Annotated in this window: 27 protein-coding genes; 3 read left to right on the top strand and 24 right to left on the bottom strand. The window is 61.0% G+C overall.

Going from position 1 to position 20,295, the window contains the following annotated elements; genetic code table 11:
* Window positions 1-26: 26 nt before the first annotated feature.
* The 15 genes from V7756_RS16580 to V7756_RS16510 form a co-directional block, all read right to left on the bottom strand.
* Window positions 27-1,196, bottom strand: coding sequence for an Arm DNA-binding domain-containing protein (locus V7756_RS16580; protein ID WP_335611307.1), 1,170 nt, complete (start codon window positions 1,194-1,196; stop codon window positions 27-29).
* Window positions 1,197-1,288: 92 nt separating this feature from the next.
* On the bottom strand, window positions 1,289-1,519 hold the full coding sequence (locus tag V7756_RS16575) for a hypothetical protein (RefSeq protein WP_335611306.1): 231 nt from the start codon (window positions 1,517-1,519) through the stop codon (window positions 1,289-1,291).
* Window positions 1,519-1,755, bottom strand: coding sequence for a hypothetical protein (locus V7756_RS16570; protein ID WP_335611305.1), 237 nt, complete (start codon window positions 1,753-1,755; stop codon window positions 1,519-1,521). Before V7756_RS16570 ends, V7756_RS16575 begins: the two co-directional genes overlap by 1 nt.
* The gene (locus tag V7756_RS16565) at window positions 1,752-3,662 is read right to left on the bottom strand and encodes a DNA cytosine methyltransferase (RefSeq protein ID WP_335611304.1); all 1,911 of its coding nucleotides are present in this window, start codon (window positions 3,660-3,662) and stop codon (window positions 1,752-1,754) included. Before V7756_RS16565 ends, V7756_RS16570 begins: the two co-directional genes overlap by 4 nt.
* Window positions 3,655-4,068 (bottom strand): hypothetical protein, encoded by a 414-nt coding sequence (locus tag V7756_RS16560; RefSeq protein WP_335611303.1) that lies wholly within the window; start codon window positions 4,066-4,068, stop codon window positions 3,655-3,657. The genes V7756_RS16565 and V7756_RS16560 overlap by 8 nt, the downstream gene beginning before the upstream one ends.
* Window positions 4,061-4,522, bottom strand: a complete 462-nt coding sequence (locus tag V7756_RS16555; protein ID WP_335611302.1) for a DUF2528 family protein — start codon at window positions 4,520-4,522, stop codon at window positions 4,061-4,063. Before V7756_RS16555 ends, V7756_RS16560 begins: the two co-directional genes overlap by 8 nt.
* A 61-nt stretch (window positions 4,523-4,583) precedes the next feature.
* On the bottom strand, window positions 4,584-4,937 hold the full coding sequence (locus V7756_RS16550) for a hypothetical protein (RefSeq protein ID WP_335611301.1): 354 nt from the start codon (window positions 4,935-4,937) through the stop codon (window positions 4,584-4,586).
* Window positions 4,934-5,314 (bottom strand): DUF7673 family protein, encoded by a 381-nt coding sequence (locus V7756_RS16545; protein ID WP_335611300.1) that lies wholly within the window; start codon window positions 5,312-5,314, stop codon window positions 4,934-4,936. The genes V7756_RS16550 and V7756_RS16545 overlap by 4 nt, the downstream gene beginning before the upstream one ends.
* A 47-nt stretch (window positions 5,315-5,361) precedes the next feature.
* A complete protein-coding gene (locus V7756_RS16540; protein WP_335611299.1) occupies window positions 5,362-5,484 on the bottom strand; it encodes a hypothetical protein in 123 nt (40 codons plus the stop codon).
* Between the two features lie 12 nt (window positions 5,485-5,496).
* Window positions 5,497-8,310, bottom strand: a complete 2,814-nt coding sequence (locus V7756_RS16535) for a toprim domain-containing protein (protein WP_335611298.1) — start codon at window positions 8,308-8,310, stop codon at window positions 5,497-5,499.
* 5 nt (window positions 8,311-8,315) lie between these two features.
* Window positions 8,316-8,636 (bottom strand): hypothetical protein, encoded by a 321-nt coding sequence (locus V7756_RS16530; RefSeq protein WP_335611297.1) that lies wholly within the window; start codon window positions 8,634-8,636, stop codon window positions 8,316-8,318.
* 72 nt (window positions 8,637-8,708) lie between these two features.
* Entirely contained in the window at window positions 8,709-9,065 is a 357-nt protein-coding gene (locus V7756_RS16525; RefSeq protein ID WP_335611296.1) for a hypothetical protein, read from the bottom strand.
* Entirely contained in the window at window positions 9,062-9,382 is a 321-nt protein-coding gene (locus V7756_RS16520; RefSeq protein WP_335611295.1) for an ogr/Delta-like zinc finger family protein, read from the bottom strand. Before V7756_RS16520 ends, V7756_RS16525 begins: the two co-directional genes overlap by 4 nt.
* On the bottom strand, window positions 9,379-9,849 hold the full coding sequence (locus V7756_RS16515; RefSeq protein ID WP_335611294.1) for a YmfL family putative regulatory protein: 471 nt from the start codon (window positions 9,847-9,849) through the stop codon (window positions 9,379-9,381). Before V7756_RS16515 ends, V7756_RS16520 begins: the two co-directional genes overlap by 4 nt.
* A 6-nt stretch (window positions 9,850-9,855) precedes the next feature.
* Window positions 9,856-10,092, bottom strand: coding sequence for a DNA-binding protein (locus V7756_RS16510; protein WP_335611293.1), 237 nt, complete (start codon window positions 10,090-10,092; stop codon window positions 9,856-9,858).
* Window positions 10,093-10,176: 84 nt separating this feature from the next.
* Here V7756_RS16510 and V7756_RS16505 point away from each other — a divergent pair, with 84 nt between their 5' ends.
* The 3 genes from V7756_RS16505 to V7756_RS16495 all read left to right on the top strand — a co-directional run bounded on the left by V7756_RS16505 (window position 10,177) and on the right by V7756_RS16495 (window position 11,691).
* Window positions 10,177-10,545, top strand: coding sequence for a helix-turn-helix domain-containing protein (locus tag V7756_RS16505; protein WP_335611292.1), 369 nt, complete (start codon window positions 10,177-10,179; stop codon window positions 10,543-10,545).
* A gap of 40 nt (window positions 10,546-10,585) precedes the next feature.
* On the top strand, window positions 10,586-10,957 hold the full coding sequence (locus V7756_RS16500) for a hypothetical protein (protein WP_335611291.1): 372 nt from the start codon (window positions 10,586-10,588) through the stop codon (window positions 10,955-10,957).
* A 203-nt stretch (window positions 10,958-11,160) separates the two neighbouring features.
* Window positions 11,161-11,691, top strand: coding sequence for a hypothetical protein (locus V7756_RS16495; RefSeq protein ID WP_335611290.1), 531 nt, complete (start codon window positions 11,161-11,163; stop codon window positions 11,689-11,691).
* Window positions 11,692-12,064: 373 nt separating this feature from the next.
* Here the strand turns inward: V7756_RS16495 and V7756_RS16490 are convergent, their stop codons facing one another.
* The 9 genes from V7756_RS16490 to V7756_RS16450 all read right to left on the bottom strand — a co-directional run.
* On the bottom strand, window positions 12,065-13,246 hold the full coding sequence (locus tag V7756_RS16490; protein WP_335611289.1) for a phage late control D family protein: 1,182 nt from the start codon (window positions 13,244-13,246) through the stop codon (window positions 12,065-12,067).
* Window positions 13,243-13,674, bottom strand: coding sequence for a phage tail protein (locus tag V7756_RS16485; protein WP_335611288.1), 432 nt, complete (start codon window positions 13,672-13,674; stop codon window positions 13,243-13,245). The genes V7756_RS16490 and V7756_RS16485 overlap by 4 nt, the downstream gene beginning before the upstream one ends.
* Window positions 13,675-13,680: 6 nt before the next feature.
* On the bottom strand, window positions 13,681-16,218 hold the full coding sequence (locus V7756_RS16480) for a phage tail tape measure protein (protein WP_335611287.1): 2,538 nt from the start codon (window positions 16,216-16,218) through the stop codon (window positions 13,681-13,683).
* The gene (locus tag V7756_RS16475; protein WP_065335926.1) at window positions 16,196-16,330 is read right to left on the bottom strand and encodes a GpE family phage tail protein; all 135 of its coding nucleotides are present in this window, start codon (window positions 16,328-16,330) and stop codon (window positions 16,196-16,198) included. The genes V7756_RS16480 and V7756_RS16475 overlap by 23 nt, the downstream gene beginning before the upstream one ends.
* Window positions 16,331-16,338: 8 nt before the next feature.
* Window positions 16,339-16,683 (bottom strand): phage tail assembly protein, encoded by a 345-nt coding sequence (locus V7756_RS16470; RefSeq protein WP_335611286.1) that lies wholly within the window; start codon window positions 16,681-16,683, stop codon window positions 16,339-16,341.
* Window positions 16,684-16,742: 59 nt separating this feature from the next.
* Window positions 16,743-17,258, bottom strand: a complete 516-nt coding sequence (locus V7756_RS16465; protein ID WP_335611285.1) for a phage major tail tube protein — start codon at window positions 17,256-17,258, stop codon at window positions 16,743-16,745.
* 55 nt (window positions 17,259-17,313) lie between these two features.
* A complete protein-coding gene (locus V7756_RS16460; RefSeq protein ID WP_335611284.1) occupies window positions 17,314-18,486 on the bottom strand; it encodes a phage tail sheath protein in 1,173 nt (390 codons plus the stop codon).
* 158 nt (window positions 18,487-18,644) lie between these two features.
* Window positions 18,645-18,929: a phage tail protein gene (locus tag V7756_RS16455; protein ID WP_335611283.1), complete on the bottom strand. Its 285-nt coding sequence runs from the start codon at window positions 18,927-18,929 to the stop codon at window positions 18,645-18,647.
* Between the two features lie 10 nt (window positions 18,930-18,939).
* The coding region (locus tag V7756_RS16450; RefSeq protein WP_335611282.1) for a phage tail-collar fiber domain-containing protein at window positions 18,940-20,295 on the bottom strand (1,356 nt) is incomplete at its 5' end.

The raw sequence follows: 20,295 nt of genomic DNA, 5'->3' as shown, positions 1-20,295 counted from the left end.
AGGGCGGCTTTTGTCGTTGCTGGGGCTCAGTAATTCAGGGCTTGTGCGATTTTGTCGAGCTGGTCGTGGGCGCGCTTTGGGATCCAGGTGCCGTAGTGGCGGTGGATCATCGCGGTGGTGGTGTGGCCCATGTACTCGGCGATCCATTCCACCGGCGCTGCCCCGGTGCTGAGGATCTGGCTTGCGAAGGTGTGCCGACAGTTTTTCGGGCTGCGGTACCGCACGCCGTGCTTCTCCAGGTGACCTACCCACCAATTCTTTAGCAGCACGTCTGAGCTGGTCCAGGCTGCGCGCGTGGTCGTCTTGTGGAACACAAAGCGTAGCCGGTGCTTGCGCACGGTGCGGTTGTCCCTGTCGGTCACGGCCACTTCTACCGGCGGCAGGTGCCCGGTCAGTTTCCACTGAGCGAGCAGGGCGTCGTGGGCTGGTTTTAGCAGCTTGAGCTCGCGGTTGGATCTGCGCGTTTTGGTCACCTTGTAATGCCCACGCACCTGACCGCGCCGAAAGCGGATGATGCCGGCTTCCAGATCGATCACGTCTTCCCATGCCAGCGATATGGCCTCAGATACGCGGGGGCCGCTCCACAGCATGAACTGGGCGAGGTTGATCTCCTGGTGCAGATCCGGGTCCGGGGTGAGGATCTTCTCGATCTCTTCCCGGGTGAACGGATCCACCTCTTCGGTATCGGGCAGCTTTATCGTGATGCCTGTGGTCGGGTCGTGCGCAGACCGGTTGCGCGAGCGGTAAAGCGTGTAGGTCTGGTGCATGATGTTGAGGATGTCGCGGATCGTCTTGTTGTGCAGCTTGGGCATCAGGATCTGCTGTACCCAGGCGGTGACCTCGATGTGCTCGATGCTCTCTGCCTGCCTGTCGCCCCACTGCGGCCGGATGTGGTTTTTCACCTTGGAAGCATGGCCCCGGTACCCTGATGCGGACATCTCGTTGCGCTTGATGTCGAGCAGCAGAGTCAGGTAATGGCCAAGGGTGCTGGTTTTTACCTTGGGCGAGTTGGGAAAGTGCCGGGCATAGTCGAAGCTGCCTTGCTGAATTTCATAGTTGATGGTGCCCACCAGGCGCTGAGCGTTGGCAATGTTGGCCGGCGTTGCTTCGCCGCTGATTGACTCGCGGCACAACTCTCCCTGGTACCGAAAGTACACGCGCACGCGGTTGCCGCGTACCTCTACACCGTCTGCCATTTAGCGTCCCCACGCTGATTTATCGCAGCCAGAATACCTGTCTGGCAAAAAAACGGCCCACTCAAGGGCCGAGAATCAAAGGGCTATGGTTCTTACCTCAGCCACTCCGCGCGCCGCAGCCACTGCCGGCGCATTTCTTCTACCAGCGTGTTGATGTTGGTTTCTGGCCGCTTTTTGTCTCTCAGTAGCGTTTTCAGCTGTTCGACGCGCTCGGGGGTGCGGTAGCCGCGGCGGATCCACGAACGGGCCTCAGCTTCGAGCAGCTGCTGCTTGACGGGCTTGGAGTCGGGGTTGCCGGGTTGGAATGAGATATGGTCAGGCATCAGCTCACCTCCGGTATTGCAATCCAGTGTGTGTAAAAGCCCTTGGCCCACACGGCGGTGTACAGCAGCGACAGGATGAAGACGCCCCATTGCTGTGTGCTGATGGCTGCGTAGAACCAGAACGGCTGGCTAGCCAGGCCGAAGATGCTGGCCCAGCGGCGGCGCTGCAGGCGCGTGTCCTGGGTGAGCCAGATGGCCAGCAGGCTGAATACGGTCAAGCCGAATTGAGTGATCACAGTGCAACCTCCTGTTGCGACACGCTCAGGCCTACCGCGATCTGCTGTACCCAGATCGGCATGGCATTGAGCATGAAGGTTTCGCCGGCTTCGGCCAGCAGTAGGGTGGTACCCATCACATCAGCAATGGCCTGAGCAGCGGCCGGTGGTACCGCGTTGCCGATGCGTTCGCGCCAAGCCTGGTCAGACAGGCCATCCAGTATCAGCTGCTCTTCTGGATCCACCAGGGATTGCAGCGCGGCCAGCTCCAGGGTGGTGAATGGGCGGTGCCATGTACCGTCGAGAGATTCGATCACGCAGGTCAGCCGCTCGGATGGTTCAGGCATGCGAGGATCGGCAACAGACCACCGGCCGTTGTCCTGGCGGGCGCTGGCCGAGACTGCGCCGGCCTGGCCGTCCCAGTTCACCACGCCGTAATGGCCACCCGTCAGGTAGGCATCACCCTTGCCGCGATTGAGCACGCGCGGGTCAGCGATCGACAACGCGCCGCTGGCCACCTGTTGCGATCCGGTGACGGTGCCTGCGGTCTGGTCCCAGCGGGTTACACCCAGCTTTCTGCTTGACGCGCCCGGGTGCCAGTTATGGTAGCGAGGATCTGCAACGCATTGGCCGGTGCCGTGCGCGCTGGTGACCGTCTGGGCATGGCTCTCGAAAGGCGCGATGCGCAGCTCGTTAGAGTGCTTGGCCTTGCCGGTATGGCGCGGATCCTGAACTGCAAAAGCGCCCTGGCCGGTGGTGCTGCCAGAGATGACAGTCCGAGACGCGCCGTCCCAGTTCACCACGTTGTATTTGCCGTGCCCGATACCCGGGTCGCGTGGATCCGCGACACTGAACGTGCCCTGCCCAGGGCTTTTAACGCCGATAACTGCACCGCTAGTGTCGGTCCAGCGACGGACGCCGTATTGCTGATATTCCGGCGCACCTGGTCGGGCTCGCGGATCCGCAACGGAGAAAGCGCCATTGGTGGGGGAGCTGCGTCCGGCGACAGTCCCGGCGCTTTCGTTCCAACCATGCACGCCTAGATAACCGCTGCGATACTCCGGAACAATGATCAGGTCTCTCAGGTAGCCATCTTCGACGGCCAGGTTGTTCAGGCTGCGCCAGTCCTTGCCTGCTTCGACCAGGGCAAGACGCACCCATGTTTTCCACTGCAACGCTGGGACGCGGTGCATAGGGCCGGCCGCTTCGATGTCGCCTGCCAATGGCATGCGGCCCAGCACGTCACCCACTGAGCGTAGGTTCTTCTTTTCCGGCTCATACAGGAACGGCGGCACCTTCTCGATATGACGGGCCACCAGCAGAAAGCGTTTGCGGGATTGGGCCAGGCCACCGATCACACCGCAGTCGTGGGTAGTCTCGGCCACGGCGTAACCGTAATGGGCAAGTACCTGGCCGATCTGATCCAGCAGGTGCCGGCCGCGAGTGGCCAGGCGGGGCACGTTCTCGAACACAATCAGGCTGACCGGGTTGTGCTTCCACGCTTCGCACATCAGCCACACACAGCGCAGCGTCAGCTCGTTGAGCGCCTGGTACTTAGGGGTAAGGCTCAGGGTTTCTGACAGCAAGCCGCTGGCGCCCTTGCAGGGGCTGCTGATGAATACGGCGTCTGGATCCTGATTGCTGGCAGCTCGCTGGATGTCAGCCGCTGATGCTTCCTTCCAGCCAGCCGGCGGTTCCTTGCCATGAAACCGGATGTACTGGTCGCGGCTGAACAGGTCCAGCAGCGTGCCCTCGACACCAGACAGGCGCTTGAAGTCGCGCAGGCCAGCCGGGTCGACGTCGACCCCGCCGACGCATTGCCATTCAGCCTGAACATTGCCAACGATAGGCTTGGAAGCATTGAAGCCCTTGGCGCCGCCGCCCAGGCCGCAGCAGAAGTGAAAATGCTTGAAGGTGCGCTTAAGCATTGGGAGTCTCCTGCTGTGAACCATCATGCAGCATGGTGTAAACATCCTGCCCGACCATCATGGTCATCGGCGGCAGAATGTCGTTGAGCATCACAGTCAGGCCGTTGTACTTGGGAAAGGGAAAGGGTGGTGTGGTACGCGGTGGGATGGTGGTTTTTTGCTTTGGGGTGCTGCAGCCCAGCGCCTTGCGGATCTCGTCCAGCCGCACCTGGTGCGCCAGGTTTTCGCGCAGAAGCCCATGCAGCATCTTGGTGGTTTTGCCGGTGGCGCGGCCACCGATCATCAGATTGACGGGCTTGGGCTCTTCGGCCAGCAGCCCCTTAACCGCTTCGAGCTGCTCCTGTGCATTGGCGTACATCAGCCGCAGTTCGCCGGCGCTGAATTCGTTCAGGTCGAGTTTATGCATTGGGCACCTCCTGCAGCTCCTCGAGCGAAAGCGAGTCGAAGCCCGGGCGCTCTACAGTGGCGGCAATTACGCGGATCCCGCAGCGGCCGTATGGGCTACCGTCTTCTGCGCCCCAGCCTTCCTCGTCGCGGAATTTCTCGGACCAGTTCTTGCCCTGGTCAAGTTGGCTGATTGCGAAGTCGACGTCCCAGCCGCTTTCCAGCATCAGGCCAATCACCAGTTCGCCGGCCATCCGAATCACGGCCCGGACGTGGTCGTCGTCCTCTTCGTCTGCGCGGGATTCGTGGTTGGTCCAGAACTGATTTATCTGCAGGCCGAGTTCGGGGGTCAGGATGTTGTGGTCGACCTCGAACATCACTGAGTAGTCGCGGAAGTCGTCGGCTACGCGGTATCGCTTGATATTGCTGTCAGTGGTAGCCTTGGCGGTACCGCTGTTGGGTTGAGTTGCTTGCATGGTGCTCTCCTTTCTGTGGTTGGCCCTGGTGAGTTGCCGCTCACCGGGGCTTTTTTTTTGCTCAGGCTGGCTGTGATTGCCGGGCCGGCAGGTGTGTTATTTGCAGGTTCTCGAACTTGTAGTCAGGCGCCTGTACGTAGCAGCACAGCGCGGCGGCGATGGTCAGATCCTTGCGGCCGTTAAGGCTCCGGCTCAGTCTCGTCAGCTCGAACAGCTGCTCTGAATTCACGCCATCGAAAACCACCAGTTTGATCTTTGGATCTGTGAAGCTCAGGCGCACCAGCCTTGCCAGCCCGGCCATCGTGCAGTGGCCGGGGTCGCTTTGCCTGACCTCTCCGGTGGACTCACGCATCAGATTGCGCAGCATCGTGGTTTTGCCGGAACCGGCCGGGCCGGATATCAAGTGCAGGTTCATGGCCGATCCCCCCAGCGCGCGATCAAACTCTGAAAAATGTGGTGGCCACCCTGGATCATCTCGTGCACTTCGCGCTCGGGTGACCAGTCCATCATCAGCACGGCCATGCAGTCGCTGTGCAGCTCCTGGTCGAGGGCGCGCAGCTCGGTGAGGGTGAAGGGATAGGCGGGGCCGTTGTACAGGCCCAGCAGGAAGCGGCCGACCACGGCGCTTTGGCCGCTGTTGCCTTGGGCGGTGCTGGCCAGACGGCGCAGCGCCGGCAGGCCGGATGCCTGCACGGCGGCGCGCTGGTGCTGCATGACCTGCATTTTTTGGTAGAGATCTTGCGCTGTGCGCAGTTGGTCCAGCTGCTGGATGACGCTTGGGGTTGCTTGCATGGTGCTCTCCTTTGGGTTGCCCCAGCGTTGCCGCGCTGGGGCGTGTATCACTTGTGGGCGAGGGCGATCAGGCCGTCGGGGACGTAGTAGCCGAGGGTGATCAGCAGGGCCATCAGCAGTGCGCTGCCGGCCAAGCTGGCTATGTTCTGATTGCGGTGATCGTGTTGCATGGTGCTCTCCTTTCAGTGGGTCTCGGCGTTGCCGCGCCGATGGGGGTTTTCAAATACCCAGCACCGGACGGTGACGGGCTTGAGGTTGTCGAAGCCTGAGCGGTGCTGGTTCTGCCGCTCGCGGATCCGGCTATTGACTGAGCGCTGGCCCAGATACTTGTGGCTGCTGCTATCAGGTAACCAGTTGCGCAAGTCGCTCGCGCTGGGCAGCTCCTGGCGGTGTTCTGCGGCCAGGCGCACAAACTCGTTGATATGAATGGCGATGAGGCCGTCGTCGCGGTGGTGGTTGACCACACCGTCTTCGCGCTCTGATTCGAGGTAGTCGTACACATCCCAGAATTGAGCCACGCCGGGGTGGTCTGCGCTGATGGCGAACTGGCGCTCGATGGCCATGCTGATGCACTCGGCGTGGCAGTCGTTGATCTGTTGCTGGGTGAGCGGGCAGACCAATGCCAGGCAGTCGACCAGCGCCATCAGCTGGGCGTGGTTTTTGATGATGCGTTCGACGCGGATCTCTTTCACGCCACGCAACACGGTTTCATGCCCACGGAATGCCTTGGTGAAGCACTCCATCAGCGCTTGTTCCTGCGTCATCACCTTGACCATGAAGTGGCTGAGCTGCTCTACCTGCATTTGCTCCAGCTCTGCTGCTGCCTTACGGCTTGCTGCGGTGGCTTCCGGGCGCAGCAGTAGCACTTTTACCAGCCGGGTGAGAATCGCCTCGTGCGCGCTTACAGCGGCGTTCTGGCTGATGACGATGCTGCCGCGAAAGGGCGGTTCATAGGTTTCGTTACCGGCGGTCTTTACGCCGGTGACGCCCAGGCTGCCGCCGTTGTAGAGGGGTTTTAGCTCGTCCCAGTCGTAGGCCTTTTTCGGGCGGCCATTGCTGGCGGCGTTGGGATCGTTGCGGTCTGCCTCTAGCAGTACCACGGGCTGGTTAGATACTTGCCCCATCCAACGGCGGCGACCGGCCGCGCTGCCTTTTGATGGGTCTTTGCCTTCATCATCTGGGCGGCCAAACATTTTCCAGATCAAGTTGATCAGCGTGGACTTACCCGCGCCGGCCTCACCGGTGAGCTCCAGAAACGGATATGACTTGTGCACGCCACGGATTTGCTCGGCCAGTGTTGAACCCAGCCAGAAGGCCAGCGAGATCAGGCCCTTGGCCCCAAAGCACAGCCATACGCGCTCTAGCCAGGCCTCGCTGTAATGCGTGGGGCGCGTCTCGATGTGCAGCTTGATAGAGCGCTGCAGCGTCTTGAGGCGGGTGTTGCCCATGTCGAAGAAGTCTTCGTCGTTGGCCTGATACACCTGCCCGTTGCGCACGGCCACGTCGGCAAATACATAGGCTTTGTGCTCTTTGCTGTAGCCCATGTAATCGATGGTCTCGACTACTTTGAGGCCGTACAGCTGCTTGCGCATGAGGTGATCGAGCTGGCCGCCGCTGCCGGTATACATGGCGCCGGTGGCCACGTGCAGCAGGCGCTTTTTGAACTCTGCAGCTGCTGCCAGCTGGCCGCTGGTGAACGTGGCCTTGACGGTACCGCCATCGTGGGGGAAGTCGATCCGCAGGTAATACCAGGCTTCATCGGTGACCAAGTTGCGCTGGTAGTACAGGGCCTGAAACGCACAGTTGGCCAGCTCGACCACACCGCCGGCGAGCCGCAGGGCGCGGTCGCGCTTTTGATCCTCACTGAGCAAGCGATCTTCTGGGCGCTCGCTGTCGTTCAGTGCGCCACGGGCAGAGGCGTACTTCTCCAGATCGAGCTTGAACCAGTACAGGCAGTTGCTGAAAACAAAGGGGAACTCTTTGCGGGGGTAGCCTTGCAGCTCATCCCAGCTGTAAATGAGCATGGCGTAGTCGCTGGCATTCTTTGCCAGGAGTAGATCACCGTGGTGACGGGCTTCGCGCAGGTCTTTGTCGAGCTTCTCTTTGCGCTTGGCTTCATCGTCGATGGTGGCCCAGCGCAGCTGGTGCAGCTCGTTCCAGTCCAGCTTGCGACCGGCTTGCGGGATCTGCGCGGCAGTGCTGCGATAACCCAGCTCAGCCGCTCGCGGCACATACTTGATGATGCCGGCATGCGCTGATGGCTCGTTGTCCAGTGCCCATACCAGGCGGGGCAGCTTGCCGGTCTTGCCGTCTTTATCTACCTGGCCTATTCGCAGTGCGGCCAGCTCCTGCAGGAACTTATCGGGGAAGGGCGCCGAGCTCATCATCGAGACGGCCGCAATACCGTGGTGCAGCAGGGCGATGGCGTCGAAGATGCCCTCAACGATCCACAGCTCCTTCACCTGCAGCAGATCCACGCAGGGCGGCACCCAGCATTTTCCCTTGTAGCTCCAGCCCGGCTTGAAGCGCGCTTTCATGTTGCCAAAGCGGCTGGGTTTATCGATCAGGCGTTCCCAGTAGCCACCCTCTGGCATATCAAAGCGGACGGTGGCGCTGCCCTCGTTCAAGCGGCGGTCAAAGTGGCTTTCTTGCGTGTACCAGCCGCGAATCAGCTGAGGATCAAAGCCGCGGTTAAAACTGAGGTACGCCTCTGCACTTGCGGTGGGGTTTTCAGCCGTTGCGGGGTGTCGGCTGCTGACGTCTTCGAACAGATCTTTGTAAATCTCTTTGATGTGCAATTGCTCGTTGCACTTGCCCCGGCCGCACATGACCACCCAGGGTGCCTGCGCGTGCGCAAACAGTGAGGTTTCTTTCGATTTTCCGCCGTGGCATTTGGGGCACACGCCCTTGCGCAGCCAGTTGGTGCCTTTGATGGGCACCAATTTATAGTCGCGCTCAAGGTTTTCAAGGACCTCTTTGTACAGCTCTGCAGGCATCTCTCTCACTGCGTTGGCCCCGCTTTCAGGCGGCGGCACAGTTGCCCGAGCTCTAGCATCTCGCTGGTGACGCGTTTTTTTGCGGCAATACCCACACCCAGCAAATAGCCATCGGCCCGCGAGGTGTACCAGTTGAGCATCACATCGTTGTGCACTACGGCCTCGGCAAGCATGTGCTGCAACCAATCGTGCAGCATGGGGTGGTTGCCGGCGGCGTGCTGCAGGGCGGGCAGAGTGCTCAGGTGCTCGCTAAGCGTGACGCCACAGCGCAGCGGCTGGGGCTTGGGTTCTGATACCGCTTGGGCTTGGTGCGTGTGGTTTTGCATGTGGTTCACCGTGCTCTGGGTGCAGCTCCCCCTTACCCACGCAAAGCGGGCAAGGGCTGGGGTGTTGGGGGGTCAGTTGACGGCGGTAAGCCGTTTACGCTTTGGCGTGGCGATCAGATAGCGGGCGATCAGCTCTGCCGGTACCGCATGCGTGAGGCCGGTGCGGGTATCAACCAGCGCGACGGTGTGGGCGCTGGTGCTGTCTACATCCACCCGGTAGGGCTGCTCTGCGCTGTGCAACTCGCCATAGGCGCGCAGTACCAGCTTCTCTGCTAGAGCGCGGTCGAGGCTGAGCGCGCATTCGAGGTGGTCCGCCGCGCGGTTGATCAGTGCCTGGCTTGAACCCAAGTGCTCGGCCTGGTGGCGCTGCATGTAGGCCAGGGCTGCGGCTTGCATGTCGTCCTGGTAATCCTGCGGTATGGCGTTCATGCGTGGGCCTCCTGGTCGAGCTGTTCAAGGAATGTGAGTTGGTCTTTGTTGGCGCTGGGCGCCATATCCTGCATGGCCTGCAGCCGCTGTTTAGTGGGCGAGAGCGGCAGCGTGACCTGCGGCTGCGGCAAACCGGACGGGCTCAGGGTGTAATCCCAGGTGAGCGAGCCCACATAACTGGCATTGCACACCAGGTTGTTGCAGCGGGCGTACATGGTCTGAAACGTGGGGGTTTGCTTCTCGCTCTTGCGGATGAACATAGGTTCTCCGCAGGCGGGGCAAAGGCAGCGGTAGCCGCCATGATTGGGGGCGGTCATGGCTTCTCCCTGCTGTGCAATGTGATGGTGGCCAGCACCTGGCCGTGGCGCTCTGACAGATGCTTGGCGTGCAGGGCGAGGATCTCGCGCTTCTCGCTGCTGCTGATCTCTCCATCGTCCAACGCCTTGGCAATGTACTGATCAACCAAACCGCGCTTGCTGGAGGTGCGCAGGCCGCGTTGGTGTAGCTCGATGTTGTCGAGCATCTCAGTGGCTGGCATGGGCACGAAAAAGCCGCCGTACTGATGGCAGATGTAATCCGCCAGAAAGGTGGTGTTGGTCACAGCTTCAAGGGCAATGATTTGCGAATCATCCAGCGGGCGGTGGCCGTTGTTTTCGTAAGCATGGTTATCAAACTGTTTGAGCGATAAGCCCAGCAGCCCGGCTGCGCCTTCGCGGCCACCGGGGTAAACACGGATGATGGCGCTGATGACCTGCCGGCGAGTTTCAAGAATTTCACGGGTCATGTTCTGTTACCCCTGCGCCATGGCGGCGGTATAGGGTGCAGCTACGGTCGGCTTGATGCCCAGCAGCACGGCGGCGCGATGTGCGTCACCGCGCAAGCACTTGTGCTGCCCATTAAGGACGGCGTACACGGTGGACGGGCTCAGCTCGTGCAGCTCAGCCCATTCTTTCGATGAGAGACCCTGGGCAATCAGCCGTTCGCGGGCTGCTTGACGGGCTTGCTCTGTAGGGTAGGCGTTAGGCATAGTGTAAATTCGTGTGATTTCATGTGATGACACCGCAAGAATGATGCACGAATCTGCATCAGTCAATAGATAGGATGAAAATATTTGCATCATTTGAGAGCGCAGGTAGGTGCCCGGCTACAACTAGAGCGGCAGCGGGTGGGCCTTACGCAGGGCGAATTTGCTGAAAAACTGGGCATCGCCAAGCGCACACTGGCTGGCTATGAGGGCGGAAATAGCGACATAGGAGCGTCTATTTTGGACGTTGCCCGTTCTCTTGGCGTGGATGTGCTTTATGTGGTTTGCGGTGAGCGCACCCCTGCGCCTGAAACCTCATTGACGGCTAAAGAATCCGGCGTGATTGACAGTTACCGGGCTTTGCCTGAGGCGGATCAAGCAGCGGTAGAGCGGTTGACCACAGCCTTAGCCGAGTCAGCTGCGCGATATGAGGCCACAAAAAAAGCCGCTCAGTGATTTTGGATGAGCATCATTCGATGAGACAGAGAGAGTGGAAATGGATTTTCGACGCTGCATTACCTTCACTACTGGCGCTGCTGTCCTAGCGCTGACCTTTATTGCCATGCCCGCCCACGCGATCAGCGAAGAGCGATCGGTTGAGCGACTTTCTGAGCTAGTTTCGACTGGGTGGGCCATGGAAGAACAACGCCAATCAAACGATGTTCACGCGGTGCAGGCCTGCGGTGATGCCATGCGCGTGGCTCAAGCCGAGGCGCAAGAACTGCGCGCCGAGATCGCGGCTACCCCCGGTTTGCCTATGAACCTGCTCACCGCTGCGAGCATGGCGAATCGTTGTGTTTCCTGCCTGCCTGGCGCGGCGACTTCATGCGATGAAATGGAAGAGCAGCTCAGCCAAGCCAGCGAATAACCCTAATCCCCCCACGCTGCACCAGATGAACGGAGTATTTAGATGACTGACAACAAGAAACCCAACGATTCAAACCGCCCATCGCCTTCACGTGATAAAGGCGAGAGCTCGAAACATGTATGGCGCGATGATTCCAACAGGGGGCCACATACCAACCAAGACACTACAATCATGGAAAGTAGACCCACGCCACGGCCAAAAAAATGACTGAATCCACTCTCGACGATGAGATCTACGACTTACGCTTCTACTTGCAACGCTCGGTGCGGTATCACATGCGCCGTGCGTCGTTCTTTGTGAAGTGGCAGCGTATTACTTCATTCGTGGGAGTGGTTTTTGGTTCAGCAGCGCTCACTACCTTCATTGAGCAAGTGCCAGACGCGGTGGCCATTTACAGCGCACTGATTATTACCGTGGCATCTGCGTTCGATCTGGTAGTGGGTACCGGGCAACATGCCTGGCAGCACAATGATTTACGAAAGCGATTTCTTGAGTTGGCTGGTGAGCTCGATGCGCGGCCGCCCTCTGAAAAACTTGTTGCGTACATTTGGCACAAAATTCGGCGCATTGAAGCTGACGAGCCTGCGGCACGCGAACTGCTGAACTTGATGGTGAGGAACGACGTCATTAGGTCAAAGTTTAGCAAAGAAGAAGCCGATGGCCTGGTTGCCAATATTTGCTGGGTAAAGCGTGCTACCGCAAATTTGGTTGATTGGGGCATAGAGAAGTACTGATCAAATCGGTCGTTCCCGAGGGGTTATAAATTTAATTTATTTAGCTTTATAAATTTCAGGAATCGGGTGGCTCATGGCCACTTTTTTTTCGTCTAGCTTGTGAAAACCGGGTACCAAGACCGTACATATATGGTGAGGGAATGAAGTCGGTGCCAAGGTGGTGCCGAGACCCCTGATAGGAGATACGGGATGACATATCAGGAAACAGGCAGTGTGCCTGCTACTAACCTCACCACAGAGCGTGAACAGGAGATACAGGACGTTTTCCGCCAGCTTGATGAGCAGGGCAAAGCTGACTTGCTGCGGTTCGCTTATGCGTTGCTCGGGGCCCCTGAATAGCTGCATGCAAACGGCACTGCCTTTTGGCAGTGCCTCATGACAACTGCTCAAACTCCCGCTTTACCGCACGCTCTGCGCCAGCCTTGCTGGCGTAGAGGTGTGTCAGCCGTTTGGGGCTGGCTTGATCTCCCTCGGTCACCTTCTTCTGGGTGCCATCTTCTGCGCGGTACCAGGCCATTACGCCGGTGTATTGCGCATCTACCAGTGCGGCCAGGTCTTCATCTTCGGCCAGCTGGTTTTCGAGCTCCAGGGCGACGGTGTAGCCGCTGTCATTCAGGCTGTGCATCACGCGACTGCAGAGCCACACCACGTCTGTGATTGGCTGTTTGACGCCGCTGAGGCTGTAGGTCATTTCGGGTATGAGATCGGCCCGGCCAAGGGCGAGGGTGTAGCTGAGCGTGGCCACGCCGCGTTGCAGGCGCTGCCATTCGCTGCGCACGGCCTGCAGGGCGCTGGCTTGGTCTGCGTACACGTGGCGCAGGGTTTTGATGTTGTCATCCGTGCCGATGAGTGCTTCCTGCCGCTGTGCGCTGTTGGGGTTGTAGTAGTGGGCGCGCACGCCGGTGTAGGCGTCGCGGTCTGCCTGCATGAAGCGGTGGCTGTCGCCATCTTCGCGGGTGTAGTGGACGTGGGGCAGGACAATGCCGCTGGCGGTTTTGCTCGCGCCTACGGGCATCAGCAGCAGGTGGCCGGCTTTGACGGTGGCGATGGCGTCGTGATCTTGCGCGAGGCGGCTGAGCAGGTTGGCGTCTGATTCGTCGGCCTGGTCTATGTGCGGTACCGGGAGTGCTCCGAGCACCAGATCTATCACCGGTGTGAGGCTGTAGGCCGTGGCGATGGTGTTGATGATGTCTGCCAGGGTGATGCTGTGCCAGCTGCGCTCACGCTTGCGGCTGAGGCCTGCGCGCAGGTCTGCACTGCGGGCGCGGATGCTGAGCACGTCTGGCGCGCCGCTGTGTTCGGTCTCGTCGACGGTGTAGCTGCCTTTGAACACCAGCGCGGTATCGGCCCAGCCGAGCCAGAGTTGCACCTCGGCGCCGCGCGGGGGAATGCTGAGCAGGCCGTCGTGATCGGTGAGGCTGATGCTGAGCTGGTCTGCCTCTAGCCCCCGGTTGTCGGTCAGGGCCAGGCTGATGAGCCGGTTGTTGATTTTGGGGGTGATGTCTTGCCCGTTGACCACCAGGCGATAGGCGGGGGCAGGGTGGCGGGTAATCATCGCAGTATGTCGCCGACGGTGCTGAGGATGTCGCCGAGCAGCTCGATCTGGCTATCGTCTGCGCGCTGCAGCGTGAGGGTGAACTCGATACGGCGTGGGGCCCCATCTCTAAAAAACAGGGTGTTGGTCTCGCTGATGCTTTCGATAATCCAGAGCCCATAGATGCGGCCGGTGCCTTCTACCAGGGGCCAGGCTTTGCCGGCGTCTGCCATTAGGCGCAGGGCATTGAGCGACACGCGCTCGCCGGTGAGCTCGGGCATGATGAGGCCGCTGAGGGTGATGGTGTCTTCGCCTTTGCCGACAAACTGCCGTGCGGGCAGGGCGCCTATGCGTGAGTTGCTGGGGTGACGCCAGTTGGTTTGGCGCTGCAGTTGCTGGTAGGCGGCGGTGCTTAGGCTGAATACGTACAGCCCCAGGGCCATCATCATCTTGGTTTACTCCTGGTCATACAGACTGCCACGGGCACTGGCGGCGCGCTCACGTTCGCGGCGGTCGAGCTCTGCGGCGACGGCGCGGGCGATGCTGTGCGGATCCATACCGGGGGCGGCGTGTACATGAATTTCATAGGTTCCGCCTGCGGGGCTGCTGGCTGCGGCGCTGCGCGCTGCTAACGGTTGGCGGGAATCGAAGCTGATACCGCTGGTGGCGCCTGCCATGCGCTCGCTGACGCTGGCGACGGCGCGCAGGGGCTCGCGCTGTTGCTTGTTGATGCCTTGGGCAAGCCCTTGCATGGTGTAACCGCCGAGCTCGGCGAATACGCGGCTGGGGCTGCGGATACCGAGCTTGTCTTTAAACCAGTTGACGGTGGCAGCGCCTGCGCCGGTGATGGCCCCTTTTACTGCGCCCAGGCTATTTTTTATGCCGTTGACCAGGCCTTGCATGAGCATGGCGCCGAAATCAGTGAATTTACTGGGGAGGTCTACTCCAAACCAGCTCATGACGGCGGCGAAGGCTTTGTAGAACAGGCCTAGCGGCGACCAGTTGACGATCAGCTTGCCCACGCCGACCAAGCCGCCATCAAAGGCGCTGGTGACTTCGCCCCACACGGCCTTGGCGGCGCGGGTGAGATCCTGCCAGAGCGCTTTGAGCCCACCGATCACGCCATCCCAGTTTTTGTACAGCAGCCAGCCGGCGGTCACCAGCAGGGTGATGGCCAGGCCGATTGGGTTGAGCAGCAGCAGCCGGCCCAGCCACATGAACGCGGTGCCGACCGCTTTGAGGATGGGCAGCAGTGCCAGAGCTCGGATGCCAAACATGGCCAGGCCAAAGCGGATCATCACGAAGGGGCCGAGGATAGATGCCAGCGCAATGGTTAACGCGCCGAACACGGCGATCAAAGCGCCCAGTCCAATGGCAATTTTGATAATTGCGCGGGTTAGTTCGGGGTTTTCGACCATCCACTCCTTGAGCCCAAGCACTATCTTAGCTAGCGCCTGGGCCATGCCGCGAAGGTCGCCATTTGCGGTGTCTTGCATCTGGATACCAAGGTCGGCCCACACGCTCTTGAGCGCTGCGATATCGCCGCCGAGATTGTCGCCCATTACCTGCGCTGTTCTGGCGGCTTCACCCTGGACGTTTCGCAGCTGCTCGATCAATGCTTGCAGGCCACCGCTGCCAGCTTGCTGGGTGAGCACGGTGAGAGCACTGCCTGCCTCTTCGCCGGCAATGGCTTTGAGCAGCCCGCCGCGCTCGGTGTCTCCGAGTGCTTTGGTGCGGTCGTAAATCTCTTTGAGCAGGTCGGGCAGGGGGCGCATGTTGCCTTCTGCGTCTGCGACCTTGATGCCAAGTTGATCAAGCGCTGCTGCAGCTTTCTTGGGTGGTGCTGCCAGCCTGCTGAGAATGGCGCGCATGGCAGTACCGGCCATGCTGCCCTGAATGCCGGCGTCACCGAGTTTGCCTGCGGCTGCGGCCATGATCTCGATGTCTTGCCCGTAGGCTGCAGCGTTGGGTGCGGCGTACTTCATGGTTTCGCCGAGCATTTCCAGCGATGTGTTGGAGCGGGTGAACGCGCCGGTGAGCACGTCGCCCACGCGCGTCATGTCGCGTGCTTGCAGGTTGAAGCCTGTGAGGATGTTGGATGCGACGTCTGCGGTTGAAGCAAGATCCATGGCGCCGGCTTTGGCAACATCCAGCATGGCGGGCATGGCGTCTTTGATTGCCTGTGGACTAAAACCGGCCATAGCCAGAAAGCCTTGACCTTGCGCAGCCTCGGTGGCGCTGAACTGAGTTGCAGAACCCAGCGCCCGCGCTTGCGCTCGTAGCGCGGCCAGCTCGGAGCTTCCACGATCAAGCCGGCCTAACGCCTGAATGCGGCTGACAGCCTCGTCAAACTCTACGCCGGGGGCCATTAACCGCGCGCCGGAATACAGTATCGCACTGCCGGTGGCCAAGCCTGCCGCGCCGGTGCCGGCCATGGCGCCTGTCATGCCCTGGGCACGTTGGTACTGTTGCCGCGCTGCCGCGAGCCTTCGCTGTTGCGCGGTGACTGCTCTGAGCCGGCGCTCTTGCTCTTGCAGCTGGTTGTTGGTGCTGTCGATGCGTTGGCGCAGGGTGCGCTCGTGCTCGCCAAGGTTGCGGGTGCTGATGCCGGCACTGTTAAGCCTGCCGCGCAAACCTTGCAGTTCGCGTTGTTGCTCCTGGTGCTTTTGCTTGAGCGCGTGCGCCTCACGCACGGCACGCCGAAAATCGTTGGTGAGCGCCTTGGTGGGGTTGCTGGTTTGCGCCATTTGGCGCGACAACTCGCGCACCCGGTCACGGTTGGCGCTGATGGCCTGGGTGGTTTGCTTGGTGGCGTTGTTGAGCGCTCGCCAGCCGCTGATGTCGGACTGCTGACGCTCCAGTTGCTTGAGCTGCTCGCGCGTGGACTTGAGTTCACGCCCCAGGCCTACGCTGCCCTTGGTGACAGCGCGGATGGGCTTGGTGGCGCGATCCAGCGCCTGCAGCACTACCTCAAGTTTCAGCTTTTGCGCCATGCACCTGGTTCCATTGCTTGATTGCGCGGTTGCGCCAGTCCATCAGCTCTGGCAGGCCGAGGCGGTCCATCTCGCTCGGCCCCCAGTGATACACCAGGGCGATATCGCCCATGGCGTCCTCTACGCTTCGAGGGAGTTCTGTTTCATTTTCTTGGTCAACAAAAAACCGGCCACGGCGACCCCGCATTGCATCAGATCTGCCGGGTCCAGGTTGCCGACCTCTACGTCGGTAAGGCTGGGGTTGCTGATGCGTGGCAGCACTTTGCGCAGGGCGAGCACGTCCATCTGGGCCAGATCCATCAGGCTTACGCCGCGCAGCTCGCCGGAGACCGGCTTGCGCAGGGTCACTTCGGTGATCTCGGTGGTGCCGCGCTTGATGGGTGCATCCAGCTCGATGACGTTGGTGTTGTCGTCGGCAGGTGCGGCCGTTGCCGCTGCTGCTTTGGGTTTTTCTTCAGTTGCCATGGTGGGTTCCTTTTTTGGTGGACCCGGCATACGCGCCGGGATGTGAAGTTGCCGAGCAATTACAGGCCTACGGCTTTGCGCTGCTCCGCCAGAATGTCTACGCCGTCGACGATCTCGATCATGTTGAGAATGTCGATCTCGACCAGGACTTCGCCGTCTACGGTCAGCTTGTAGTACGTGCAGGTGGTGGTGATCTCGTGCTCGGTGTCTGCACCGGGCTCGCTGTCACCAAAGTTGATCTCTTCATGCCGGCCACGCATGACCACCTCAACGGCGCTGACGTCGCCGGTGTCGTCACGCTGTACGGCACCAGCAAAGCGCAGGGCGACAGCGCTGGCACTGGTAGCGCCCCACTGGCGGATGGCGAGCAGATCCCAGCCGCCGAGCTTCCAGCTGACTGCAATGCCGTCGTCTGAGAGGCCCATATCGACCTTGACCGGGCCGTTCATTCCGCCGCCCCGGTAGCCTTCCATTTTGCGGCTGAGTGGCGGTAGGGTCATGGCTTTGGCGATGCCCTGGTAGCTTCCGCCATCGTTGAAGACGTTCATGTTTTTGAGTTTGCGCGGCATTGCCATGGCTGTGTTCTCCGTGAGTGTTAGCCAGTGGCCCCGGTACTACCGGGGCGAGTGATCAGGCGTTGATGCGGCTGGCGAAGTCGGCCAGGTAGCGGTCGGTGATTCGCTGGCGCAGGGTGAGATCCTCAAGCGGCGGCACGGGGGTGTAGTCGTAATCGATGAACAGCTGACCGTTCTTGAGTGTGGTTGCGCTGTTGGCGGCCTCGTCGTACCAGGCGTTGGCGTCGATGATGTACCCGCCGGCTTTCATCTCGCGGAACTTGGCGTTGATGCCCTCCAAAATGTCGCGGATAAGGCTGGGGTGCATGGGCTTGTCGACCGCCCACATGTGCGCCTCGGCGATGGTGTCGGCCAGTACCTGTGCGGTGCGGGTGGCGGACTCGAACGCGAACAGGGGGTCATCGCTGCAGGTGCGTGAGCCCCAGAAGCGGAAGCCATCAGCGCGCACCAGCGTGGTGATGTCTGCGGCGTTGAGGTAGCCCGCATCCGTCGCGGGGTTTTGCAGATTCCAGTACACATCGCGGCTGATGCCGGTTACGCCGTTGACGCCCACGTTGGAGAGGGTTTTGTGCCAGCCGGTCTGCTGATCGATCTTGGCGCGCAGGCCGAGGGCTCGGGCCACGGCAGAGGCCTCGGTTGTGGCACTGGCTACCGTGTCCCAGCTGAGGAAGTCCGGCCAGATGAGCATCAGCTCGCGGGCGCTGAAGTTTTCGCGGTAGGTGACGGCATCTTCTTTGGTTTCGCAATCCCAGCAGCTGGCATAGGCCATGGCGCGCAGTTGCTGAGCGATGCTGACCAGCTCGGTGGTTACGGCCAGCGTGTCCAGCCCTGGTACGCCAATGATGCGCGGGGTGACGCCCAGCTGGGCCTTGGCTGCCAGCAGGGCCTTGAGGCCGGTGTACTGCCCGCCAGCGGTGACGGTGCCAATGATGTTGGTGGTGGTCTCTGCCTCGTCTGCGCCTTCGGCTACGCGCACAACGACGGTGAAGGGGCTGGCGTTTGCGGCGATGGCGGCCAGGCTCTTGGCGAGCGTGCCCTCGGTGCCGGCGCTACCAATGGCGGTGAGCACATCAGTGAGCAGCACGGGGGTGTTGAGTGGAAAGGCGGCTGCGTCTGCATCTTCTGCGGTGCAAACCATACCGACGACGGCGGTGCTAATAGTGCGGATGGGGCGCGTGCCCTCGTTGATCTCTACGACGCGCACGCCGTGATGATAATCGCCTGGCATGGTTGGCTCCTGCAGTGCGTTGACCTGTGAGCCTTGAGGTTGACGCGCGTGCGAGAGGGGAGCCAGCGGGTGGCGGTGGTGCGGGGGGCGTTACACGGGGCAGGGCGAAGAACCCCGCCGAAACGGGGGCGCTTACTTCGACCTAAGCATTGCCGATGCTACACCGGCTCCGGCGGGGCGACCAGCTCTGCCACATCTGGATTCGCCTCGAGGAAGGCGGCGAGCTTTTCCACCGCGCTGGGCTCGACCGGGGCGGTGGGTTTGTTCACCAGCTGCCAGGCTGAACCGTTCCAGCGCGGCCACTTGTCATCCGGCCAGGTCTCTGGCGGCGGTGTGGCGATGCAGCCAGCCGGCATGTGGTACACGCCCGGTTCGAGCGGGCTCTCGTCTGCCTCGGTGATACCCAGGAACAGGCCGGCGGCGTTGAGTTGGTAGGCTTGCATGGGTTGGCCCTCAGTATTTGATGCAGGCGAGGAATGCGCGGTTGCGTGGGTGGTTGCTGCCGGTGATGATCCGAGCACCGCCGGCCTGCTTGACGCTCTCCAGGATCTCTGCGTGTTCCCGCACGCCGGACCCAACTATCAGTGTGCCTTCGGTCGCGGTACCCAGCGCCCCACCGGCACCGCCCCAGCCATCCGAAGGTATCGGTGGGGTGGCCCCGTTCTGCCAGCTGCCCAGAGCACGGCCGACATCCACGCCCTTGCCGTCGTCCCAGCCTCGGATGAATTCGCCGCGCAGATCAGGAAGGTTGAAAGTATTGAATCCGTCGCCGGCGCCGAACGTGGTGCCGATGGCCGCGAACAGATCCGCATAGGCCACCCGACCAACTGCTGCACCATTGGCCTTGAGCCAGCCAGTGGGGGCGGTGGTGCGTGCGAAGTGAGCGAGCATGCCGGCTGGTGACATCTGCCGGGTTTCAGCGCGGCTGAAAACGTCCAGGTTATCCCGCGAGGTGGCTTTGCTCTCGACGTCTGCCAGGTTCTTACTGCGCTCCAGCGGGGCGGGGGCGTTGCCGGTTGGTTCGTTCTGCGCGCAGATCAGCTCGTGCGTGCCAGTGATCGGCGTGTTGAAGCTGAACTCGGTGGGGTCGCTGACGTTCTTGGTCCACTCGTCATTGGGTACCCGCTCACCGTCCACATACACCGCCAGCCCACGCGTGGTGCAGATCGCCAGGGTGACCACGGTTTGCCCGTCGACGAGTTCCTGTTTCTCTTCGATCGTATCAACGGTGATGTTGGCCTGGTCCGGATCTGCCCACTCAGTATCGCCGTCGGCATTCGATAACTTGCGTAGTGTCTGACCTGTCGTGCCGCCAGGTATCAACGTGGATCTGGTGACGTTGTTGAGGATCCACGACTGGGTGGCCACCGCGACGTTCGGGTCCACCTGCAGGGTGACCATAGTGGCATTGGTGACGAGAAACTCGAATCGCACGATGGTATCTGCAAACGCTCTTTCGCCCTGGGCCGGCTTGACTGACGCCGGCACGTTTCCTATGGCGAACAGGTTGCCGTTCACGTCGAAGAGACCCATCTCACGGATTGTGAATCCGCCCACGCTGGCGGGAATCACGAGCTCGGCGGTGTATTTATTATTGCGCTCCGGATCCTGGTACACGCGGTTAATTGGATCTCGAAACCGCTCATTCACCAGCGTAGTCATGGTGTCGGCGAGATCCACAAAGTTGCCATTGCCGTCACCCACCGCCATCTGCGTGATGTTGATCGGAATACCCGCCGCCTCGGCAGCCGCCATGGCCTGGAGACCGTAGGCGGTGTGAATAGAGTTGTAGGTTGGCATGGCTATGCT

It is taken from the genome of Halopseudomonas sp. (assembly GCF_036961105.1).
Taxonomy (GTDB): Bacteria; Pseudomonadota; Gammaproteobacteria; order Pseudomonadales; family Pseudomonadaceae; genus Halopseudomonas.
Note: the sequence above shows the minus strand (reverse complement) of the source record. Positions and strands in the feature narration are given on the sequence as shown.

Excerpts from the sequence above, each read along its gene's own strand:
- V7756_RS16580 (WP_335611307.1), bottom strand. The coding sequence starts at position 1,196 with ATGGCAGACGGTGTAGAGGTACGCGGCAACCGCGTGCGCGTGTACTTT.
- V7756_RS16575 (WP_335611306.1), bottom strand. The coding sequence starts at position 1,519 with ATGCCTGACCATATCTCATTCCAACCCGGCAACCCCGACTCCAAGCCC.
- V7756_RS16565 (WP_335611304.1), bottom strand. The coding sequence starts at position 3,662 with ATGCTTAAGCGCACCTTCAAGCATTTTCACTTCTGCTGCGGCCTGGGC.
- V7756_RS16560 (WP_335611303.1), bottom strand. The coding sequence starts at position 4,068 with ATGCATAAACTCGACCTGAACGAATTCAGCGCCGGCGAACTGCGGCTG.
- V7756_RS16555 (WP_335611302.1), bottom strand. The coding sequence starts at position 4,522 with ATGCAAGCAACTCAACCCAACAGCGGTACCGCCAAGGCTACCACTGAC.
- V7756_RS16550 (WP_335611301.1), bottom strand. The coding sequence starts at position 4,937 with ATGAACCTGCACTTGATATCCGGCCCGGCCGGTTCCGGCAAAACCACG.
- V7756_RS16545 (WP_335611300.1), bottom strand. The coding sequence starts at position 5,314 with ATGCAAGCAACCCCAAGCGTCATCCAGCAGCTGGACCAACTGCGCACA.
- V7756_RS16540 (WP_335611299.1), bottom strand. The coding sequence starts at position 5,484 with ATGCAACACGATCACCGCAATCAGAACATAGCCAGCTTGGCCGGCAGC.
- V7756_RS16535 (WP_335611298.1), bottom strand. The coding sequence starts at position 8,310 with ATGCCTGCAGAGCTGTACAAAGAGGTCCTTGAAAACCTTGAGCGCGAC.
- V7756_RS16530 (WP_335611297.1), bottom strand. The coding sequence starts at position 8,636 with ATGCAAAACCACACGCACCAAGCCCAAGCGGTATCAGAACCCAAGCCC.
- V7756_RS16525 (WP_335611296.1), bottom strand. The coding sequence starts at position 9,065 with ATGAACGCCATACCGCAGGATTACCAGGACGACATGCAAGCCGCAGCC.
- V7756_RS16520 (WP_335611295.1), bottom strand. The coding sequence starts at position 9,382 with ATGACCGCCCCCAATCATGGCGGCTACCGCTGCCTTTGCCCCGCCTGC.
- V7756_RS16515 (WP_335611294.1), bottom strand. The coding sequence starts at position 9,849 with ATGACCCGTGAAATTCTTGAAACTCGCCGGCAGGTCATCAGCGCCATC.
- V7756_RS16510 (WP_335611293.1), bottom strand. The coding sequence starts at position 10,092 with ATGCCTAACGCCTACCCTACAGAGCAAGCCCGTCAAGCAGCCCGCGAA.
- V7756_RS16500 (WP_335611291.1), top strand. The coding sequence starts at position 10,586 with ATGGATTTTCGACGCTGCATTACCTTCACTACTGGCGCTGCTGTCCTA.
- V7756_RS16495 (WP_335611290.1), top strand. The coding sequence starts at position 11,161 with ATGACTGAATCCACTCTCGACGATGAGATCTACGACTTACGCTTCTAC.
- V7756_RS16490 (WP_335611289.1), bottom strand. The coding sequence starts at position 13,246 with ATGATTACCCGCCACCCTGCCCCCGCCTATCGCCTGGTGGTCAACGGG.
- V7756_RS16485 (WP_335611288.1), bottom strand. The coding sequence starts at position 13,674 with ATGATGATGGCCCTGGGGCTGTACGTATTCAGCCTAAGCACCGCCGCC.
- V7756_RS16480 (WP_335611287.1), bottom strand. The coding sequence starts at position 16,218 with ATGGCGCAAAAGCTGAAACTTGAGGTAGTGCTGCAGGCGCTGGATCGC.
- V7756_RS16475 (WP_065335926.1), bottom strand. The coding sequence starts at position 16,330 with ATGGGCGATATCGCCCTGGTGTATCACTGGGGGCCGAGCGAGATGGAC.
- V7756_RS16470 (WP_335611286.1), bottom strand. The coding sequence starts at position 16,683 with ATGGCAACTGAAGAAAAACCCAAAGCAGCAGCGGCAACGGCCGCACCT.
- V7756_RS16465 (WP_335611285.1), bottom strand. The coding sequence starts at position 17,258 with ATGGCAATGCCGCGCAAACTCAAAAACATGAACGTCTTCAACGATGGC.
- V7756_RS16460 (WP_335611284.1), bottom strand. The coding sequence starts at position 18,486 with ATGCCAGGCGATTATCATCACGGCGTGCGCGTCGTAGAGATCAACGAG.
- V7756_RS16455 (WP_335611283.1), bottom strand. The coding sequence starts at position 18,929 with ATGCAAGCCTACCAACTCAACGCCGCCGGCCTGTTCCTGGGTATCACC.